Here is an 18,319-nt window from a genome sequence, read left to right as displayed (position 1 = left end):
TCATTTTTTTAGTTGAGTTTCTCATTGGGTAGTCGAGTTTCTCTTTCGTAGTCCAGTTAGCCGAATACGTAGCCTAGTTCCGTTAGAAAGTAGTTGAGTTTACCACTTGTCAACCAGCTCTCCGTAGAAACAAAAGTAATCTCAAAACTTTTACTTTACATTTCATCTAGAATCTTTTAAGATGAAGACAGAAAGTTGCCCGCGGGAAAGAATAGGTGAGATTATTTTTTTTTGCTCATTAAGTTGCCCTAGGGCAAAAAAATTTACATTGCAAGTTTCCTTAAGGAAACTTATTGCATATTAATATCTATATGGAGGTGCTGTGAAATGAAAAACGCAATGACTGTGTCAAATTTACATGTGTCGTATTACGGAAAAGAAGTATTACATGATATTGGATTTACAATTCCTACGGGGAGGTCTATTGGAATTATCGGTCCAAATGGAGCAGGAAAGTCGACTTTGTTGAAAGCGATTTTGAATTTGATTCCAAAAGATTCGGGTGAAATAGATATTATGGGTTCTACGCTGAAAGAAGTTCGTAAACGGATGGCTTATGTTCCGCAGCGAAGTGCAATTGACTGGGATTTTCCAATTCGGGTGAAAGAAACGGTTCTGATTGGTACGTTTCCGTCCGTTAGCCTATTGAAAAGACCAGGTAGGAAAGAAAAGGAATTAGCTTTGAAATGTCTGGAAAAGGTAGAAATGTTAGCATTCCAAGATAGACAGATTGGTGAATTATCAGGGGGACAACAGCAAAGAGTTTTCTTGGCACGAGCGCTCGCTCAGCAAGCTGATCTATTTCTTCTTGATGAACCGTTCGTGGGGATTGACGTAGCAAGTGAGGAAGTAATTGTGAGGATTTTAAAAGAGCTAAGGGACGAAGGGAAAACGATTATTGTTGTGCACCATGATTTAAGCAAGGCAGAAAAATATTTTGATGAGCTTCTGTTGTTGAATAAGGAGCTGATAGCAAGTGGGGATGTGAAAGAAGTGTTTACTCCGCGCAATATTGCAAAAGCATATGGTGGACAGTTATCCTTTTTGGAAGAAATGGTGATGGCAAAATGATGAATTTTATGAACTCATTAATCGAATATGGATTTTTACAAAAGGCTTTACTGACATCAGTGATGGTCGGCGTGATTTGTGGAGTTATTGGCTGTTTTATCATATTACGTGGAATGGCATTGATGGGCGATGCTATATCTCATGCTGTATTACCTGGCGTGGCTATATCTTATATGTTAGGCATCAATTTCTTTATAGGAGCAGTGGCGACAGGTATTTTAACTGCTGTCGGGATTGGTTTCATCAGCCAAAATAGTCGGGTGAAAAACGATTCCTCAATCGGGATTGTTTTTACGGCAGCGTTTGCCTTAGGTATTCTGCTTATCACAGCTCTGAAGAGTAGCTCAGATTTATATCATATTCTGTTCGGTAATGTATTAGCGGTAAGGCCTTCAGATATGTGGATTACGCTCATCATTGGAATTCTCGTCTTGGGAAGCGTTTATCTTTTCTATAAAGAATTACTAGTCAGTTCTTTCGATCCGGTTATGGCACAGGCTTATGGTTTACCGACGAAGGTGATTCATTATTTTCTCATGACGCTGCTGACACTTGTGACAGTTGCCTCGTTACAGACGGTTGGCATTATCCTCGTTGTTGCGATGCTTATCACGCCAGCTTCAACGGCATATCTATTGACGGATCGCTTATCGGTCATGATTGGTTTGTCGGCACTTTTCGGCGCAGTTTCTGCAGTAGGTGGGTTGTATTTAAGCTTTACTTATAATCTTGCATCAGGTGCAACAATCGTTCTCGTAGCGACAACGCTGTTTATCTTATCCTTATTATTTTCACCGAAACAAGGGATTCTATTGCGAGCGCTTCAAATGAAAAAAACAATCACTGATTAAATGAGAGGGAGATTATTAATGAAGAAATTGATTTTACTGTTGGCGACAATGGCTATTGCGGCTTTGGTATCCGCATGTAGCCAAGGGGAGACTCCACCAAAAGAACAAAATGAAAAGTTGGAAATTGTTACGACCTATTCAATTATCTATGATATGGTGAAAAATGTTGGAGGAGATTATGTAGAGGTGCATAGTTTAGCACCCATAGGCTCAGATCCACATAATTATGACCCACTCCCTGAGGATCTTGTATTGACAACGGATGCGGATGTTATATTTTATAATGGTTTGAACTTGGAAGAAGGAAATGCTTGGTTTAATGAAATGATTGAAACTGCCGGCAAATCAGTTACAGATGATAATGTTGTCCGTGTCAGTGAAGGTGTCGAGCCGATGCTGCTTAGTTCGGATGAACATAAGAATGAAGAGGATCCACATGCTTGGCTCGATGTTCGGAATGGTATCCAATATGTTGAAAATATTCGTGAGGCATTGAAGAAGAACGATCCTGCTCACGCGGATGATTATGATGAAAATGCAGACAAATATATTGCTGAACTGAAGGAACTTCATGAAGAAATTCTTGGAATGATGCATGCGATTCCTGAAGACAAACGCATACTTGTAACGAGTGAAGGGGCATTCAAATATTTCTCGGCTGCCTACGACTTCCAAGCAGCTTATATTTGGGAAATCAATTCACATAGTGAAGGGACTCCAGAGCAGCTGAAAAGCATCATTCGTATAGTGAAGGAGGGTGGTGTTCCATCGCTTTTCTTGGAATCTAGTGTTGATCCGCGAAGTATGGAGATGGTATCGAGAGAAACAGGAGTACCAATCCACGGTAAAATATTTACGGATTCATTAGGGAAAGCTGGTAGTGATGGAGACACATACATCAAGATGATAAAATGGAATGCTGATATGATTGCCGATGGATTAGGAAAATAAAAAACAAAAGAGTCATGCATCATCTTCTGATAGACGCATGACTCTTTTGTTAGTGTCTTGCATACTTATAGCGAGTTCTGTTCTTATTTCATATTGACATAGATACCTTCTAGGTTTGCTTCTTTTTCCAATAAACCCGTTGCCTTCATCCATTCGGCAGTTACTTTCCATATCTCTTCGTCTTGTTCGCCAAATGCACTAGGCGACTTCATTTTTGGAAGCAGTACGGACAGGGATTTTCTTTCTACCTCTTCGACGAGTGGGAAGTTGGCTTCATCTTGATGTTTTAGCAAGATAGATAACGCTTCTTCCGGATCATTTTCCATATCGATGAAAGCTTTGCCAACTGCGCGCCAAAATGCTTCAATGTTCTGTTGTTCTTTCTTCCATGTGTCGTCACTTGTCACGATGACAAGCTCGTAAAATGATGGCACGCCGAAGTCTGTCGGGTCGATATAGCCTGTAGGGAATCCTTCATATTCGAGCAAGGGTACTTCATGATTTATATACGCACCGATGACGGCGTCCGCTTTCTTTGCAATCAATGAAGAATTCAGTTCGAAACCAACGTCGACCATATTCACTTTGCTATAGTCAGCACCGTCAACATTCATCATCGTTTGTAGCATTGCTTCATTTAAGGGAATACCTGTATAGCCGACGTTTTTACCTTCCAAGTCCTTTGGTGATTCGATACCGCTTTCTTTTAAGAATGCGACATGATTCAGTGGAGAACGAACAAGGACCCCGATCGATTTGACACCAATGTCTTGTTCGGACCGCGCAATAATGACATCAGGCTGATAGGTAATCCCAAGCGTCACTTTTCCTGCAGCAGCAAGATTGATAGGATCAGTTGGGTTTGCAGGGAACTGAATATCAAGCTCAATTCCTTCGTCTTCAAAATAGCCTTTTTCCTCAGCAACATAGAGGAAACTATGCACAGCATTTGGGTACCAATCGAGCATAATGCTCACTTTTTTCGTTTCATTTTGATTGCATGCGCAAAGTAGTAGAATTAATGCGATGCTCGTTAATGATAATGTAATCTTCTTCAACTTTTTGACCTCCATTTTAACAGACGATTTTCCATATATGTCACGCTACTAAATAAAACAATTCCGACGACAGTTAGTACTACAATGGGTGCAAACACGGCGGCACCATCAAATTGCGTCATCATTCGACGGCTAAAGTATCCGAGCCCCGCTTGTGCACCAAGCCATTCTCCGATAGCTGCACCAATTACGCTGAGTGTTACAGCGACTTTCAAGCCTGAAAAGAAGTGCGGCAGTGCGGTTGGTACGGAATATTTCAAGAAAATATCTTTTTTCGTAGCACCCATCGTTAAAAAAAGTTCGTGCATGTCTTTTGTTCCGGAAGATAGTCCGTCAAATGTATTGACGGTAATCGGGAAAAAAGTGATTAGCACGGTGACGGCAACTTTACTCCAAATGGTATAACCGAACCATAAGACAAAAATAGGTGCCAACGCAATAATGGGAATCATTTGGGATGCTATCAAAATTGGATAGAGTGCCTTACGAACATTCGAATTGGCAGACATCCAGACAGCAATAGCAACGCCTAAACTAATCGACATAATGAGTCCAATGACAATCGTTAGCAAGGTGATAGGCAAATGTTTCAGTAAAAGAACGTCCTTCAGCTCCCAAAATCGAACAGCAATTTGACTAGGTGAAGGTAGGATGAACGGTTTATTGAATAGCCGTGCACCAAGCTCCCAAACACCGGCGAACAAGACAATAATGAGAAGGGAAGAGGTGTTTCTCATGCGCGGACCTCGCTTCGTAGCTGACAAAGCAACTGCTCTTTCAACGCAATCATTTCCGGGTGATGACTATCACTTCTCATTCGCCGTCTTACAAGCGGGATGTCGATTTCTTCGATTGAAGTGACCGGTTTATTTTTTAATAAAAAAATACGATCAGATAGAAATAAGGCTTCTTCGACATCATGGGTAATGAATAACACGGTAGCTTGTCTTTTTTTCCATTGGCCAATTAACCATTCCTGCATGGATAGCCGTGTAATCGCATCGAGTGCTGAAAACGGCTCATCCAACAATAGAAGGGGGCTACCGGAAAGGACGGCACGTAGAAAAGCAACGCGCTGTTTCATGCCACCTGAAAGTTCAGCAGGAAAGCTGTTCTCTGTTCCAGCAAGACCGAATTCTTCTAATAAAGGCAGTACTTGTTCACGTGCCGTGTGCTTAGTCATCCCTGTTATTTCAAGAGGCAGACAGGCGTTATCTGCAATCGTCCGCCATGGTAGAAGCAAATCTTGCTGTGGCATATAGCCTACCTTGCCGAGTCGATTTCCGTTTGTCTCTCCAGCAAGTGAAATGGAGCCAGTGGACGGTTCTTCTAATCCGGTAACGAGGCGGAAAATTGTGCTTTTTCCGGAACCACTAACTCCAACAATCGAAATAAATTCCCCAGGATGAATCGTAAGGCTCAGCCCATCGAGAATCATGCTACCGGATGGATAGCCGAATGAAACCTTGTTAAACGCCAGCATGTAAGGTTTCCGACCCTGGCCACATCTGTTTGTCATTGGCCATATCCCAAAACATGTATTCAAAGCGCGTCGTATTAAGGAAGATTTCTTCCAGCTTCAGTAATTCATGTTCTGGTTTTCCAGCCACCGCTTTATCCATCAAATCGATACACCAACTAGCCAATTCTCCGAATTCCTCTGATGCATACATACGCACCCAATCCCCGTATAAAGGATGATCAGCAGCGCCTGGAATGGCGTTTAGTTCCTTACCAATTTCCCAGTAACTCCATGCACAAGGCAACAATGCCGCAATCACTTCAGCAGTTGTCCCATTTTGACAAACATGCAGCATGTAGTGCGTATAAGCAAGAACAATTGGCGAGGGCTTAGCTGTTTCAAGTTCTTGTTCAGAGATCCCAAAGCGTTCTGCATAGCCCCGATGTAATGCCATTTCGGTGTTGAGTGTACCATCGAGGAGTGCTGCAAACTTACCCATCGTTTCCAAGTCATCCGCTTTCACAGCCCCAATAGCAAATACTTTTGCATAATCAATTAAATACAAGTAATCTTGCACCATGTAAAATCTGAATTTATCCGGATCGAGTGTCCCATCGCCTATTCCTTGGACAAATGGGTGACTATGATTCTGTCTCCAAATTGGTAATGTCTTTTCAAGCAAGCGGTCAGTGAATTTCATAACTAAAACACTCCCTAAAATTTTAATCTAAACACTCAAATTCGCCTTGGCGTATTTGAGCCCAAATTTTTATCGAGCTTTCTCGATAAATTCCTCTGAAAATCTGTGGCATCCGCCGGAGGCTTTCACTTTATTCGGAAGAATAAAGTGAAAAACCCACTCCTTGAAGAAGTGGGTTGTAGACAGTCAAAGCTATCCGGAAAACAGACCGGCAGAATTATGTCAGCACCTCTTCCTTACGCTGGTATTAACCAGTTCAAGTTATAAGGGTTAAGGCACATGCCTCTCTCAGCTCTGTTCGAGCACCCCTAGCGGTGAATCTTATGCAATTGGATTTGCCCTATTATAAGCATACCTAGACTATAAGGTCAACTACTAGTTTGGAAATAGGAGGAAAGGGGGAAGGAATTCATTTTTACGTCTCAGTCCTGTAAAGTAGTAGAAAAGAGCATTGAAAGGGGACATGAAATTGAAATTTTTTCATACAGCAGACTGGCATTTGGGCAAGCTTGTTCAAGGAGTCTATATGACGGGCGGTCAGCGCTATGTGCTTGATCAATTTATTGAGGCAATAAAGGAAGAGCAACCGGACGCTATCGTGATTGCGGGTGATTTGTATGATCGCGCGGTACCCCCAACAGAAGCGGTTGCACTATTGGATGAAGTACTGGAAAAAATTATTATGGAACTGAAGATACCTGTTTTGGCCATTGGTGGAAACCATGATAGTCCAGGCCGCCTCAATTTTGGAAGTGGATTGATGCGGGCCAACGGATATCATATTGCTGGTCAAATGACGAAGCACATTGAGCCAGTCATTTTATCAGATGAACACGGCGAAGTTCATTTCCATCTAGTGCCGTTTGCAGACCCGTCTGTTGTGAAGCATCTTCACGGTGATGAAGAGATTTCGAATCATAACGATGCGATGAAAAAAGTAATAGAAGGAATTCAAGAAAACTTGCAAAAAGATACACGTCATGTTTTTGTAGGACATGCATTTGTCACTTCACACGGAGAAAGTGAAGCGAATACGAGCGATTCGGAACGGCCATTAGCCATTGGTGGTGCAGAATATGTTTCAGCGCAGTTATTCGAGCTGTTTCATTATACAGCACTAGGTCACTTGCATCAGGCGCATTTTGTGCTGAATGAAACGATTCGTTATGCGGGCTCACCTATGAAATATTCAATTTCTGAGGAACATCACAACAAAGGTTTTTTCATTGTTGAACTTGATGCACAAGGTCAAGTGACGGTTGAAAAACGGGAGCTAATACCTCAGCATGATATGAGGACAGTCGAAGGCACGATGGGGGATATTTTATTGCATCCAATCAGTGATGATTTTGTCTTTGTTAAATTGTTAGATGACACGCCGGTTTTATTCCCAATGGAAAAAATACGGTCGGTTTATCCAAATGCTATGCATATAGAAAGAAAAATTCATATCCCAAGAAGAAAGACAGAGGATGAATCCCGAATTGAACATGAGAAACAGGATGACGTTGCTCTATTTAAAGCATTTTACGAGGAAATGAAGGGCGAAGCCGCAGATACAGAGACGGAGACCTTGTTTGCGCAAGTGCTTCACGAAGTTATGCATAAGGAGGGGCTTGAGAAATGAGACCTATCCAATTAACGATGACGGCATTTGGACCGTATAAAGGGACGGAAATCGTCGATTTTAGGGAGTTAGAAGATAATCGATTGTTCGTAATTTCAGGTGCAACGGGTGCTGGGAAAACGACGATTTTTGATGGGATTTGCTTTGCTTTATATGGACAAGCGAGTGGTGAAGACAGGACGGATAGTGGAGCGATGCGTAGTGACTTTGCGGACGATGCTGTACCGACAACAGTTGAGTTGTTGTTTGATATTCAGAACCGAACGTATCGCATACTGCGTCAAATTCCGTATGTCAAACAAGGTAATAAAACGAAAACGGCTGCCCGTTATGAGTTTTATGAAGTGACAGCTGACGGAGAAGTCCCGATTGTCGATCGGCAAATTGTGTCTGAAATCGATAAGAAAGCTGAAGAACTAATTGGTTTTACACAGGCTCAATTTAGCCAGATTGTCATGTTGCCACAAGGGGAGTTTCGAAAATTTTTAACATCAGATACAGAAAATAAAGAAACAATTATGCGGAAAATATTTAGAACAGAACCCTATCGTGAAGTTGTAGACAAGTTGAAGGGTAAGAAAGATGAGGCACAAGCTAAACTAATCAGCGAAAAGCAACAAAAAGATGGACTGATTAAGCAAATCCCATCATTATTACCACAGCGCGATTCTGCTATTTTTAATGTATTGGCCAATGATAACTTTAATGATCATCAAGTGATGAGCGCATTGAGGACGGAGCAATTATTTTATGATGAAAAAATAGTAGTCGATAAACATCATTATGACACGGCTGTCCAACAACATGCAGAGATGCTTGAAAAGTACCATGCAGCCAAAGGAGTAAATGAGCGATTCGAGGAGTTGGCCAAAAGACAAGCGCTCTACACAGATCTATCGAATAAGGTCCCATTTTTGGAAAAAGAAGCGAAGCGACTTGGGGATGCGGAGCGGGCAGTGGCGGTTGAACAATTAGAAAGGCAATTTGTAGAGCTTCAGAAGGAGGTTGGCACTAAAACAGGGCAACTTGAAAAAGCTGTTCACAGTGTTCAACTGATTGCAAAAGAAGTAGAAGAGATTGAAACCCGCTATATAATAGAAGAAGGAAAAAAAACTGAGCGGGAAAAATTGGCGGAGAGCTTGATTCGGTTACAGGATGCATTGCCGAAAGTTGCAGAGCTGGCATCTAAAAAAGAGGCGCTTGTTCTTCTAAAAAAAGAATGGCAGACACGCCAGGCAAGCTTGCAGACAACAAATGAAAAATCAGCCACTGAAATAGAAAAAGTAAATGCCTTCAAAAATCAGATAGAGCAATTAGAAAAGAAGCTAATTGTATTTGATGATCAAGTTGAATTACTAGCAGTTACAATCGAAAAATGCCGGATTGTCGATGAATTTATTGGATTGGCAGCACAAACGTCTACATTTGCCAACGAGCGAAATAAACAGGAAGCCTTTTATCAGGACAGTAAAAAAGAATACGAAACACTAGCGCAAGATTGGCTTATGAACGAAGCGGCAACATTAGCAGCGACGCTTCATGACGGAGAAGCTTGCCCTGTATGTGGAAGTGGAGATCATCCACAGAAAGCGCATCGTGGTGAGGTTGAGGTTACGAAGGAAGAACTTGAAAAGGCAAACGACAATTTGGCGCGCATCGAGAGTAAGTACCGGACAGCGGTAGCGAATTATGATAGTTCTTTCAAGCAAGTAATCGTGAAAAAGAGTGAGCTTGTCAAAATTGATGTTGATGTGGAGCAGGTTGAAGCTGAAAACAGCAAATTGCATACACTTAAAAAGCAGTTGGAAGAGGAAGTTATGTTACTTCGTACGACGCGACAGGAACTAAGCCAATTGAAGGACAAGCTAGCACAGCAGAGCAAAATAGCAGAGGAATTGATGCAAAATAAGGCAATTATCGAACGTGCAGTGTTTGAATGCCAAGCTACCTATGAAAAAGAACATGCCCTTTTTGAGCAGATATTGAATGCGATTCCAGAAGAAATTCGAGAACTAGACATACTTGAGCAACGTATTGCCGCCTTAACGCAACAAAAAAGAACATTAGATAATGCATGGGAAACGATTCAGAAACGTCGTGAAGAAGGAAGAGAACGTCTAACAACTAGTAAATCTGCTGAAGTTCATGCGAAACAGGCACTTGATGAAGTGGAAGAAAAACTGCATACTGCAGAGCAACGATTTGTAGAGGCTCTACAAAAATCAGAATTTCCAACGGTGCAAGCTTATCAAGAAGCGAAAATGGATGAAGTGTCAATTGCAATGTTAAAATCTGAGATTGAGGACTTTAAGCAACAATTTTATGCTGTACGTGAGGCTGTAAAAGAGCTTTCGGCATTACTAGATGGGAAAGAAAAGATTGATATTAGCGGGATAGATCAAGCCCTCGTTTCATTAAAAACAACATATGAAACGGCTTTAACCGCGTATAATAGCTCAGTGGAATTCGTGAAAATAGCTACCCAATTGCAAGTGAAAATGGGCGAGTCCATGACAATCGTTACAACGCTTGAAAAAGAATTTGGAAAAGTGACTGATTTATATGATGTTGTCAGAGGGCATAATGGATTACGCCTATCATTTGAACGCTTTATTCAAATCGAATATTTAGAGCGAATTATTCAGTCTGCGAACATACGACTAAAAGAAATGTCGGCTGGTCAGTTTGAATTGATCCGCAGTGATCGTCAGGAAGTTCGAGGTAGACAAAGTGGGTTAGGACTCGATGTTTATGATGCCTATACGGGACAAATGCGCGATGTAAAAACATTGTCGGGCGGTGAAAAGTTTAATGCGTCTCTTTGCCTAGCACTTGGTATGGCTGATGTTATTCAGAGCTTCCAAGGTTCGGTATCTATTGATACGATGTTTATCGACGAAGGCTTTGGTTCGCTCGATGAAGAGTCACTGAACAAAGCAATTGATATACTGATTGATCTACAGAAGTCGGGTAGAATGATTGGCGTCATTTCACATGTAGAAGAACTAAAAGCAGCATTCCCAGCTATTCTCGAAGTGAAAAAGTCGAGGGAAGGTCATAGTCAAACGAAGTTTATCCTTAAATGAATAGCCAGTAAGTCCGTCTGCATATTGTTCGATGCAGACGGACTTTTTTTGCGGTCTAGCAGTCCACACTTACATAGTGTTTGATGGCATTAATAAGCACATAAGGTTGTGAAGTGAATCACTAGATTTCGAAAACTATTTAAATTTCAAAAGATTCATAAATTACAAACGTTTTATTGGTTATTTAATAATGCGTAAATAGATAATAATCAGAATAAAACGGCGTATTCAAAGGGGGAATGAGGATATTCTTTGTTGCGGGAAAAAATAAAGTTATCAGAAATATATTGCTTTTTTCAGAAAAAAAGAGTATCATTATTCTCGGCAATATATTGCATAAACGTAATCGGATTTGACATCGAAGGGGGAACTGAAAGTATGCAGAAGAAATTAGCATTTTCATCATATCTGATTATTGGTGTTATGTTATTCGCATTGTTTTTTGGAGCAGGAAATTTAATTTTCCCTGCACAGCTTGGACAGTATGCTGGGACAAATCTTTGGCCCGCAATCATCGGATTTTTAATTACGGGCGTCGGGTTACCATTCCTTGGTATTTTGGCTATGGGCTTCTCAGGGAGTCGTAATTTACAGGACTTGGCAAGTAGAATTCATCCTGCCTATGCTGTGGTTTTTACGTCGCTCCTTTATTTAACAATCGGGCCGTTTTTCGCAGCACCTCGTACGGGTGCAGTTGCATTTAATATTGGGATTTCTCCTTTCATCAGTGAAGAAAATATGCAGATTGCATCGATTATTTTCACATTATTGTTCTTTGGACTGACATTATGGTTATCTCTGAACCCAGCGAAAATTGTTGATCGAATCGGTAAAATTTTATCGCCAGGCATTATAATCCTTCTTCTTGCCCTGCTTTCGATGGTTGTTTTGAAGCCGATGGGAGCTATTGAAGCACCTCAGGAAGCTTACGCAAGTGGAGCATTTATGAAAGGATTTACAGAGGGATATAACACGATGGATGCTCTTGCATCACTCGTTTTTGGGATTATCGTCATTAATGTTCTTCATTCGATGGGTGTGACATCCAAGCGTGGAATATTAGCAGCTACAGCAAAAACCGGTGCAGTTGCAACAGCATTTCTTGCGATTATTTATGTTGGGATTGCTTACTTAGGAGCTACAAGTACAGAGAAATTAGGTCTGTTTAAAACAGGCGGACCTGTTTTAAGTGAAGCGTCCTCACATTATTTCGGATCACTTGGTCTTGTATTGTTAGCAGTCGTCATCATTCTTGCTTGTTTGACAACAGCTATTGGTTTGATTACAGCATGTGGGGAATACTTCCATACAATCATGCCTAAAATTAGCTACAAACTATTCGTTGTGATTTTTACGACATTCTGTTTTGTTATTGCGAATTTCGGATTGGCAAACATCATTACGTATTCAATTCCAGTGTTGATGTTCCTTTATCCACTGGCGGTTGTATTAATGCTTCTAACGTTTACATCACCGTTGTTTAACCATTCCCGCATTGTCTATGTGGCGGCGACAGCAGTTGCATTCTTGATTAGTATCATTGATGGATTGAAAACACTGTGTCAATTACTTGAAATTGATTATTTCGGCTGGTTGGCTCCTATCGTTTCGTTCTATGAACGTGCACTACCGTTCTACAATGAAGGACTAGGCTGGCTATTGCCTGTACTAGTAATTATGGTCATCACAGGTGTATTTGCCCGTTTTGTGTTCAGAACATCAACTGTAGATGCATAATTAAAAGCCGGTTTCCTTATGAAAAGGAGCCGGCTTTTAATTTTAATCTTTAAGGGAGCGAATGGAATTCATCAATGGCTCGTAGCCAATTATTTCGCATCGTAGTAGAAACAGTTAGGGCATCTCGTTCTTTTAGTAATTGAATAATTTTACGGTGCTCTTCAATCGATTGTTCCGTTAAGACAATCGAGTTGTGGAAAAAAAGTCTCCTAACATGTGCTTGAAGGGAGGCGACCATTGAAAGAATATAGGAGTTGTCGGCGATATCAACAACAATTTGATGGAATTCTTCATCGATTTTCAAGGCGGAAAAATAATCTTTTATATACACTGCTTTTGCAAATTTTTCATTCGTGCTTTCAAGCAATGAAATCGCCTCGTTGGTCAAATGTGGGATTGCCAGTTCGGCTGATAATGCTTGTAATGCAGCTAATGGGGGGAGGAGTTCTGTAATTGAATTCCTATCCACTTCTGTTACTTGTGTCGCTTTTCCAGGGAACATTTTGACGAAACCTTGTACTTCAAGCAATTGCAAAGATTCGCGGATTGGCGTCCTGCTTACGCCTAGCGCCTCGGCGAGTTCGGTATCATTAAGTTTTTCACCTGCTTGCAGCGTGCCGTCAATAATCCATTGCTGCAGCTGGTTGAATGCATTTTCCTTCGCAGTAACACGAATCGGCTTTGCATGATCTGTAGGTATCGGCATTGTGAATCACCATCCTGTATAAGTTATTATGTAAGTAGTATACAGTAAAGTGAATGATATTGATATATGCAATATATCGCTTAGAAAGATTTGATTTTTGTTAGCCTACCAACCAATAGTGGATAAAGTCTTCTACTAAGAAGGTACATGGCGTAACCAATCATACTTCCTAATGTATTCAACCACAAATCGTCTACATCTGTGCTTCTTGCCTGTGTCAATTGCATTGTTTCAATAAACAGAGAGATACCGAATCCAATAAGTGCGACCTTCCAAAGTCGATTGAATCTTTTCCATAATAACGGAATCATAAAACCAATCGGTATAAAGATGCAAATATTGCCTAGAAAGTTAATGATAAAAGGTTGCCAATAATTTAATTCAGTTATCGCATAATAGTTATCTTGAAAAACTCTAAAGGGGATGACATTGATATTCGCAAATGTACGTGTAACAGTGGGACCGGTATATAAGAATGTCAGTATCGTTTGTGAAAATAAAGCAGTCATAAATAGTAGAAAGCCGATAACTCCGATTTCACGAGATAGGCAAAGCTTGTCGAATCCGCGTAGTCTATTATAAATGAAGCGAAAGATAAGAATGACAGGTAAAACCATAATCATATATGGGATCATTTCACTAATATAACCAATGATTGCAGTCATGATATGCTCCTTTCAAGGTTGGTCACCTTAAATTTCACGTCTATATTTTAAGGATATGTCTTGATCTTCTTCCATTGTACCGTATGCCAATTCCTCATGGTGGAAGATAAATCCACGGGCCTCGTAGAAAGGGATGCCATAGTTGTTTCCCTTTGCAACTGATACCCATTGTTCTTTAGCGCCGTATGTGTGTTTTTGGATTTTTGTAAAGAAGTCAAGCAGTCGCGTACCAATACCCTGTCCTAGTAGAGTAGGATCTAAATAGAGTACATACACTTCACCTGCTGTTTCATCGTTCATCCCACCTCCAATTGCTCCAACAATTCTACCGTTCTTTTCTGCAATAAAGTAACCATGCCACTCTTCGCTAATAAAGACGATTTCCTGCTCAATACGTTGCGCATTGTAATATTGTTCAATAAGTCTTTGAATATAATCGTTACTGTAAAGTTTCTCATATGTAAACCACTGGCTCTTTGTAAGTACGTCTGATAGGGCTTTTGCATCACGCTTGTATGCCTGGCGAATGGAAACGATTGTCATACTGGTACATTCCCCTCATGTAATATTCTGACCATTTTTGTAACGGGAAAGGTGGAAGATTGTAATATTGTTGTAATATAAGCCTGCTAAGATAAGTATAGACTAAAAAGCAGGGAGTAGAGTACTTGAGAAAAATTCTTGGAACACTCATTATTACGATTGCATTATTGGTCAGCGGGTCGAATGAAAGCTGGGCAGCACCTTCAACTTATACAGTGAAGAGTGGGGATACGTTATTCGGAATTGCAAAGAAGCATCATATATCCATAACTAATTTAAAAGCATGGAACAACTTGAAGTCAACTACCATTCATCCGAACCAGAAGCTAGCAGTTGTTTCTAAAGGGAATGCAGCAAAACAGGCAACTACATCGAAAGCAGTGGCAAAAACACCGTCACGTTCTACTACAGACAAAGTGGTTAAAGAATTCACAGTGTCGGCTAGTGCATTTACAGCAAATTGCAATGGTTGCTCGGGTCTCACAGCAACAGGCATTAATCTAAAAAGCAATCCTGATATGAAAGTGATTGCTGTCGATCCAAACATTATTAAACTTGGGACAAAGGTTTATGTCGAAGGCTATGGCTATGCCGTCGCAGGAGATACAGGAGGTTCTATCAAAGGCAATAAGATAGATGTCTTTTTTCCAACAAAAGCAGAGGCTTATAAATGGGGCCGCAAAAATGTGAAGATTAAAATACTAAAATAAATGGACAACCAACTTTCCTTCGGGGAGGTTGGTTTTTTTATTGAGCATTTTTTATTACACCAAACAAAGTACTTTGACAGGCATAGTACTTTGCTGTATATTGTGAATTGAGGTGAAAATAATGAATGACAACGGGATAAGTGCAGATTTAATCCGTGGGAATATCGATACAATTATCTTACGTGTGTTAAGGGACGGGGATAATTACGGCTATGAAATTATGAAAGCTATTTCTGAAGATAGTTCAGGTGAGTACATTTTAAAAGAGCCGACATTGTACAGTAGTTTGAAACGATTAGAAAAAGCGGGTTACATAATGGCTTATTGGGGTGACCAATCGCAAGGGGGGCGTAGGAAGTACTACACGCTTACTGATGAAGGCACTTCGGCATATATGGAAAATTTGGAAGCATGGAATCGAGCAAAAGAATTAATCGATCGGTTAGTACAAGAGAGGGGGAAAGGGGATGAATAATGTTAGAAAGCATATGGATAAATTGTTTGCTAACTATCCTAAAACGAATGAGACACTTGAGTTGAAAGAAGAAGTGATCGGAAATATAGAAGCGGAAATTGAAGATTTACAAAGTCACGGTTTGTCGTTTGAAGAAGCATTTCGTAAAAGTATAGGGAAGATGGAAAAGTTAGATGGACTTATCGACGGAGTAAAGTCTGTACGGATTAGCAAAGTATTGATGGAAATGATGCAGTGGACGTTGATCTACACACTAATTGCGTGGATAATAACAATCCCACTGAGTGTATTCTATATGTTTAGAAGAGCTTCTTGGGCTTTGTTTTTGATTATTATCGTGATAGGGCTTAGTTATTTGATCAATTATACAATCGGTAAATTGCTGTCGAGAGATTATGTACAAGTGAATCTTTATAAAATCTCGGCAGTGAGAAAATATGTATGGATTATCTGGTCGCTATATATCGTTGCTACATGGGGGATTGTTACGGCGATGCTATTCGGAAGCAATATCTGGTTTGGACGTCCGATTACAATTGATGGGCCGTATGAGTTTGCAACTAGTTGCGTGATGTACGTTTCTCCAATCATAACGATTATTGTTCCGCTCCTTATGAACAAATATCAAAAAATCATTATGAAACAAGGGGAGGGTAGTCCAGATGAAGAATAAGATTATAGTTGGGTTGCTCGCGGTAGGACTTGTTCTATTCACTTGGATGCAAATAGTTTATTTACCTGGTCAAGAAAGAATGCAGGAAGAAGAGGAGCTTGAGCAGCTTAATCCGGAAACACATCATTTTGATAAAGTACTGCAGTATGAAAATTTATATATGGGAAATGCCGGGAATAATATGAACTTGGTCAACCATTTACCGATGAGTGATGTCCCACGATCATTCCGACAGAACCCTGATGAATTTAGATTTACGGTGCACTACCAAATGACTGTTGAGGGCGTTGGTAAGGAACGGGTAGAAAAGGCTGTTCTATATAATGCAACAGCTATTTTTGTACTTATAAAGAACATGGAAATAGTAGAATTTATGTTTGTTGACCGTACATATACCGTGACCCGTGAGCATGTGAATAATTGGTTTGGTGAAGATATCGCTTCATATAAAAATGAAGAAGTATTTATGGAAAAAGTACAACAGCCGATTATTGAAAAGAGTCAACTTGACGAATGGTTTTCTGCATATACGAAAGGAGAAATTTGAATGGATGTTTTTATCATTACAGGTGCTTCAAAAGGAATTGGATTGGAACTTTCAAGGCAGCTTCGAGCGAAAGGGAATAAGGTAATTGGAGTTGCGAGGACGGTGCCTGCAGACGTAGAGGATTTTGTTTCTGCCGATTTAGCGCAAACAGCAGGTCTAGTTGAGCTGATGGATGCACTAATTGACGAAAATCGTGAGGCGGCGACTAGTTTTACGCTTGTTAATAACGCTGGTATGGTTGACCCGATTGGAATGATAGGGTCTGTGAGTGCTAAGGAAATGACAACAGCGATGGCTGTCAATTTAACTGCGCCGATGATTTTATCGAATGCTTTTATTGCAAAACTGAAGAATTTTACAGGCCCTAAACGAATCGTTAACATATCTTCTGGAGCAGGGCGCAATGCGTACGAAGGATGGGGAACCTACTGTACAACGAAGGCGGGGCTCGATCATTTTTCGCGAGTTGTTGCACTTGAACAGGCAAATGCTGAGTATCCCGTTGCGATTGTCTCGATTGCACCGGGCATCATTGACACGGGGATGCAGGAAACGATTCGGGCGAGTCAGGAAGAGGCATTTCCATTACTGGAGCGGTTTATTGATTATAAAGAGCAGGGATTGTTAAGTAGTGCGGAGCAAACAGCGGAGAAATTGATTTTATTTATGGAACATGAAGATTTCAAAGTAGTTGGTCCGATTATGGATATACATAACTATTGATTGAAAAAAGGTTTCCATTGTTAAATAAATCCTTTCAATTGAGCAGTACAAAATACACCATGTGACAAACAAATTGGATCTATGTCAATATCCTGGACACAAAAATGTTAAGTCGTTGTCAGAAACGGCATCCATTCATGGATGGTCCTGTATCCAGCGAAACCAGTCAAGTGGAAGCCCGCACTTGACAGCTTTCGCTGGATACAGGAAGTACAGCCCATGGATGTCGTTCCTGAAAAATGTGTAGGTAGAATCGAAGTCCTAATGTCTTCCTCCGATCAAGCAGCTGCCTGTCTGCACTGATCCTCTAATTGTTGCGGCGTTAAGTAGTCAATTGCCCCATGAATCCGTTTCCGGTTATACCATGATTCAATGTACTGAAAGAGGGCAATTTGTGCTGCTTCAAAGTCTATATAGGTCGTTTGATAGACTTCTTCCTTTTTTAATGTGGCATGAAAAGACTCGATGCAGGCTTTGTCATAAGGGCAGCCTTTTCGACTGAAAGAGTGTTCAATTTCCACTGCTTTTACGGCTTTTTCAAAGTCTTCGCTTGTAAATTGGCTGCCTAAATCGGTGTGAAGTATCAGCCCCTCTTCAGGCTTCTGGACCTCGATTGCGTTCGTTAATGCTTGTAAGACAAGTTCGGTTGTCATGGACTTGGAAAAAGAATAACCGACTATTTTTTTCGTATGTAAGTCAAGGACAGAAGCTAGGTAGCACCAACCATTTTTCAG

The 18,319-nt window shown here is 40.7% G+C and carries 19 protein-coding genes and 1 riboswitch; of the genes, 11 read left to right on the top strand and 8 right to left on the bottom strand.

Annotated elements, in window-relative coordinates:
- Positions 1-327 precede the first annotated feature (327 nt).
- The 3 genes from R2B77_RS05870 to R2B77_RS05860 are packed head-to-tail and all read left to right on the top strand — an operon-like array spanning position 328 to position 2,873.
- Positions 328-1,071, top strand: a complete 744-nt coding sequence (locus tag R2B77_RS05870; RefSeq protein ID WP_212391369.1) for a metal ABC transporter ATP-binding protein — start codon at positions 328-330, stop codon at positions 1,069-1,071.
- Positions 1,068-1,922, top strand: coding sequence for a metal ABC transporter permease (locus R2B77_RS05865; protein ID WP_404830735.1), 855 nt, complete (start codon positions 1,068-1,070; stop codon positions 1,920-1,922). Before R2B77_RS05870 ends, R2B77_RS05865 begins: the two co-directional genes overlap by 4 nt.
- Before the next feature lie 18 nt (positions 1,923-1,940).
- Positions 1,941-2,873, top strand: a complete 933-nt coding sequence (locus R2B77_RS05860; RefSeq protein WP_203247247.1) for a metal ABC transporter substrate-binding protein — start codon at positions 1,941-1,943, stop codon at positions 2,871-2,873.
- Positions 2,874-2,956: 83 nt separating this feature from the next.
- Here R2B77_RS05860 and R2B77_RS05855 read toward each other — a convergent pair whose 3' ends face one another.
- From R2B77_RS05855 to tenA, 4 genes are read right to left on the bottom strand one after another with little or no spacing between them, the layout of a single operon-like run.
- Positions 2,957-3,931, bottom strand: coding sequence for an ABC transporter substrate-binding protein (locus R2B77_RS05855; RefSeq protein ID WP_203247248.1), 975 nt, complete (start codon positions 3,929-3,931; stop codon positions 2,957-2,959).
- Positions 3,928-4,668, bottom strand: coding sequence for an ABC transporter permease (locus tag R2B77_RS05850; protein WP_203247249.1), 741 nt, complete (start codon positions 4,666-4,668; stop codon positions 3,928-3,930). Before R2B77_RS05850 ends, R2B77_RS05855 begins: the two co-directional genes overlap by 4 nt.
- Positions 4,665-5,414: an ABC transporter ATP-binding protein gene (locus R2B77_RS05845; protein ID WP_203247250.1), complete on the bottom strand. Its 750-nt coding sequence runs from the start codon at positions 5,412-5,414 to the stop codon at positions 4,665-4,667. The genes R2B77_RS05850 and R2B77_RS05845 overlap by 4 nt, the downstream gene beginning before the upstream one ends.
- Positions 5,401-6,093 (bottom strand): thiaminase II, encoded by a 693-nt coding sequence (gene tenA / locus R2B77_RS05840; RefSeq protein ID WP_203247251.1) that lies wholly within the window; start codon positions 6,091-6,093, stop codon positions 5,401-5,403. The genes R2B77_RS05845 and tenA overlap by 14 nt, the downstream gene beginning before the upstream one ends.
- Positions 6,094-6,309: 216 nt before the next feature.
- Positions 6,310-6,413: riboswitch (TPP riboswitch) on the bottom strand.
- Positions 6,414-6,562: 149 nt separating this feature from the next.
- On the opposite strand from tenA, the gene R2B77_RS05835 reads away from it, so the two are divergent.
- The 3 genes from R2B77_RS05835 (at position 6,563) to brnQ (ending at position 12,543) form a co-directional block, all read left to right on the top strand.
- Positions 6,563-7,720: an exonuclease SbcCD subunit D gene (locus R2B77_RS05835; RefSeq protein WP_203247252.1), complete on the top strand. Its 1,158-nt coding sequence runs from the start codon at positions 6,563-6,565 to the stop codon at positions 7,718-7,720.
- Entirely contained in the window at positions 7,717-10,806 is a 3,090-nt protein-coding gene (locus tag R2B77_RS05830; RefSeq protein ID WP_203247253.1) for an AAA family ATPase, read from the top strand. Before R2B77_RS05835 ends, R2B77_RS05830 begins: the two co-directional genes overlap by 4 nt.
- Before the next feature lie 378 nt (positions 10,807-11,184).
- Complete coding sequence (brnQ, locus tag R2B77_RS05825) at positions 11,185-12,543, top strand: branched-chain amino acid transport system II carrier protein (protein WP_203247254.1); 1,359 nt, start codon at positions 11,185-11,187, stop codon at positions 12,541-12,543.
- A gap of 49 nt (positions 12,544-12,592) precedes the next feature.
- Here the strand turns inward: brnQ and R2B77_RS05820 are convergent, their stop codons facing one another.
- From R2B77_RS05820 to R2B77_RS05810, 3 genes are all read right to left on the bottom strand, one after another.
- A complete protein-coding gene (locus R2B77_RS05820; RefSeq protein WP_203247255.1) occupies positions 12,593-13,249 on the bottom strand; it encodes a GntR family transcriptional regulator in 657 nt (218 codons plus the stop codon).
- Positions 13,250-13,329: 80 nt separating this feature from the next.
- Complete coding sequence (locus R2B77_RS05815; protein WP_203247256.1) at positions 13,330-13,914, bottom strand: VanZ family protein; 585 nt, start codon at positions 13,912-13,914, stop codon at positions 13,330-13,332.
- Between the two features lie 27 nt (positions 13,915-13,941).
- Complete coding sequence (locus R2B77_RS05810; RefSeq protein WP_203247257.1) at positions 13,942-14,457, bottom strand: GNAT family N-acetyltransferase; 516 nt, start codon at positions 14,455-14,457, stop codon at positions 13,942-13,944.
- Positions 14,458-14,582: 125 nt separating this feature from the next.
- Here R2B77_RS05810 and R2B77_RS05805 point away from each other — a divergent pair, with 125 nt between their 5' ends.
- The 5 genes from R2B77_RS05805 (at position 14,583) to R2B77_RS05785 (ending at position 17,585) form a co-directional block, all read left to right on the top strand.
- A complete protein-coding gene (locus tag R2B77_RS05805) occupies positions 14,583-15,167 on the top strand; it encodes a 3D domain-containing protein (RefSeq protein ID WP_203247258.1) in 585 nt (194 codons plus the stop codon).
- A gap of 121 nt (positions 15,168-15,288) precedes the next feature.
- Positions 15,289-15,642 (top strand): PadR family transcriptional regulator, encoded by a 354-nt coding sequence (locus R2B77_RS05800; RefSeq protein WP_212391373.1) that lies wholly within the window; start codon positions 15,289-15,291, stop codon positions 15,640-15,642.
- On the top strand, positions 15,635-16,315 hold the full coding sequence (locus R2B77_RS05795; RefSeq protein ID WP_203247259.1) for a permease prefix domain 1-containing protein: 681 nt from the start codon (positions 15,635-15,637) through the stop codon (positions 16,313-16,315). Before R2B77_RS05800 ends, R2B77_RS05795 begins: the two co-directional genes overlap by 8 nt.
- The gene (locus R2B77_RS05790) at positions 16,305-16,862 is read left to right on the top strand and encodes a DUF4825 domain-containing protein (protein WP_203247260.1); all 558 of its coding nucleotides are present in this window, start codon (positions 16,305-16,307) and stop codon (positions 16,860-16,862) included. Before R2B77_RS05795 ends, R2B77_RS05790 begins: the two co-directional genes overlap by 11 nt.
- Complete coding sequence (locus R2B77_RS05785) at positions 16,863-17,585, top strand: SDR family NAD(P)-dependent oxidoreductase (protein ID WP_203247261.1); 723 nt, start codon at positions 16,863-16,865, stop codon at positions 17,583-17,585. It abuts the gene before it with no gap.
- Positions 17,586-17,863: 278 nt separating this feature from the next.
- Here R2B77_RS05785 and R2B77_RS05780 read toward each other — a convergent pair.
- On the bottom strand, positions 17,864-18,319 hold a 456-nt coding region (locus R2B77_RS05780; RefSeq protein WP_322555661.1), incomplete at its 5' end, for an IS3 family transposase.

This window comes from Sporosarcina beigongshangi, from assembly GCF_033485195.1.
Lineage (GTDB): Bacteria > Bacillota > Bacilli > Bacillales_A > Planococcaceae > Sporosarcina > Sporosarcina beigongshangi.
Note: the sequence above shows the minus strand (reverse complement) of the source record. Positions and strands in the feature narration are given on the sequence as shown.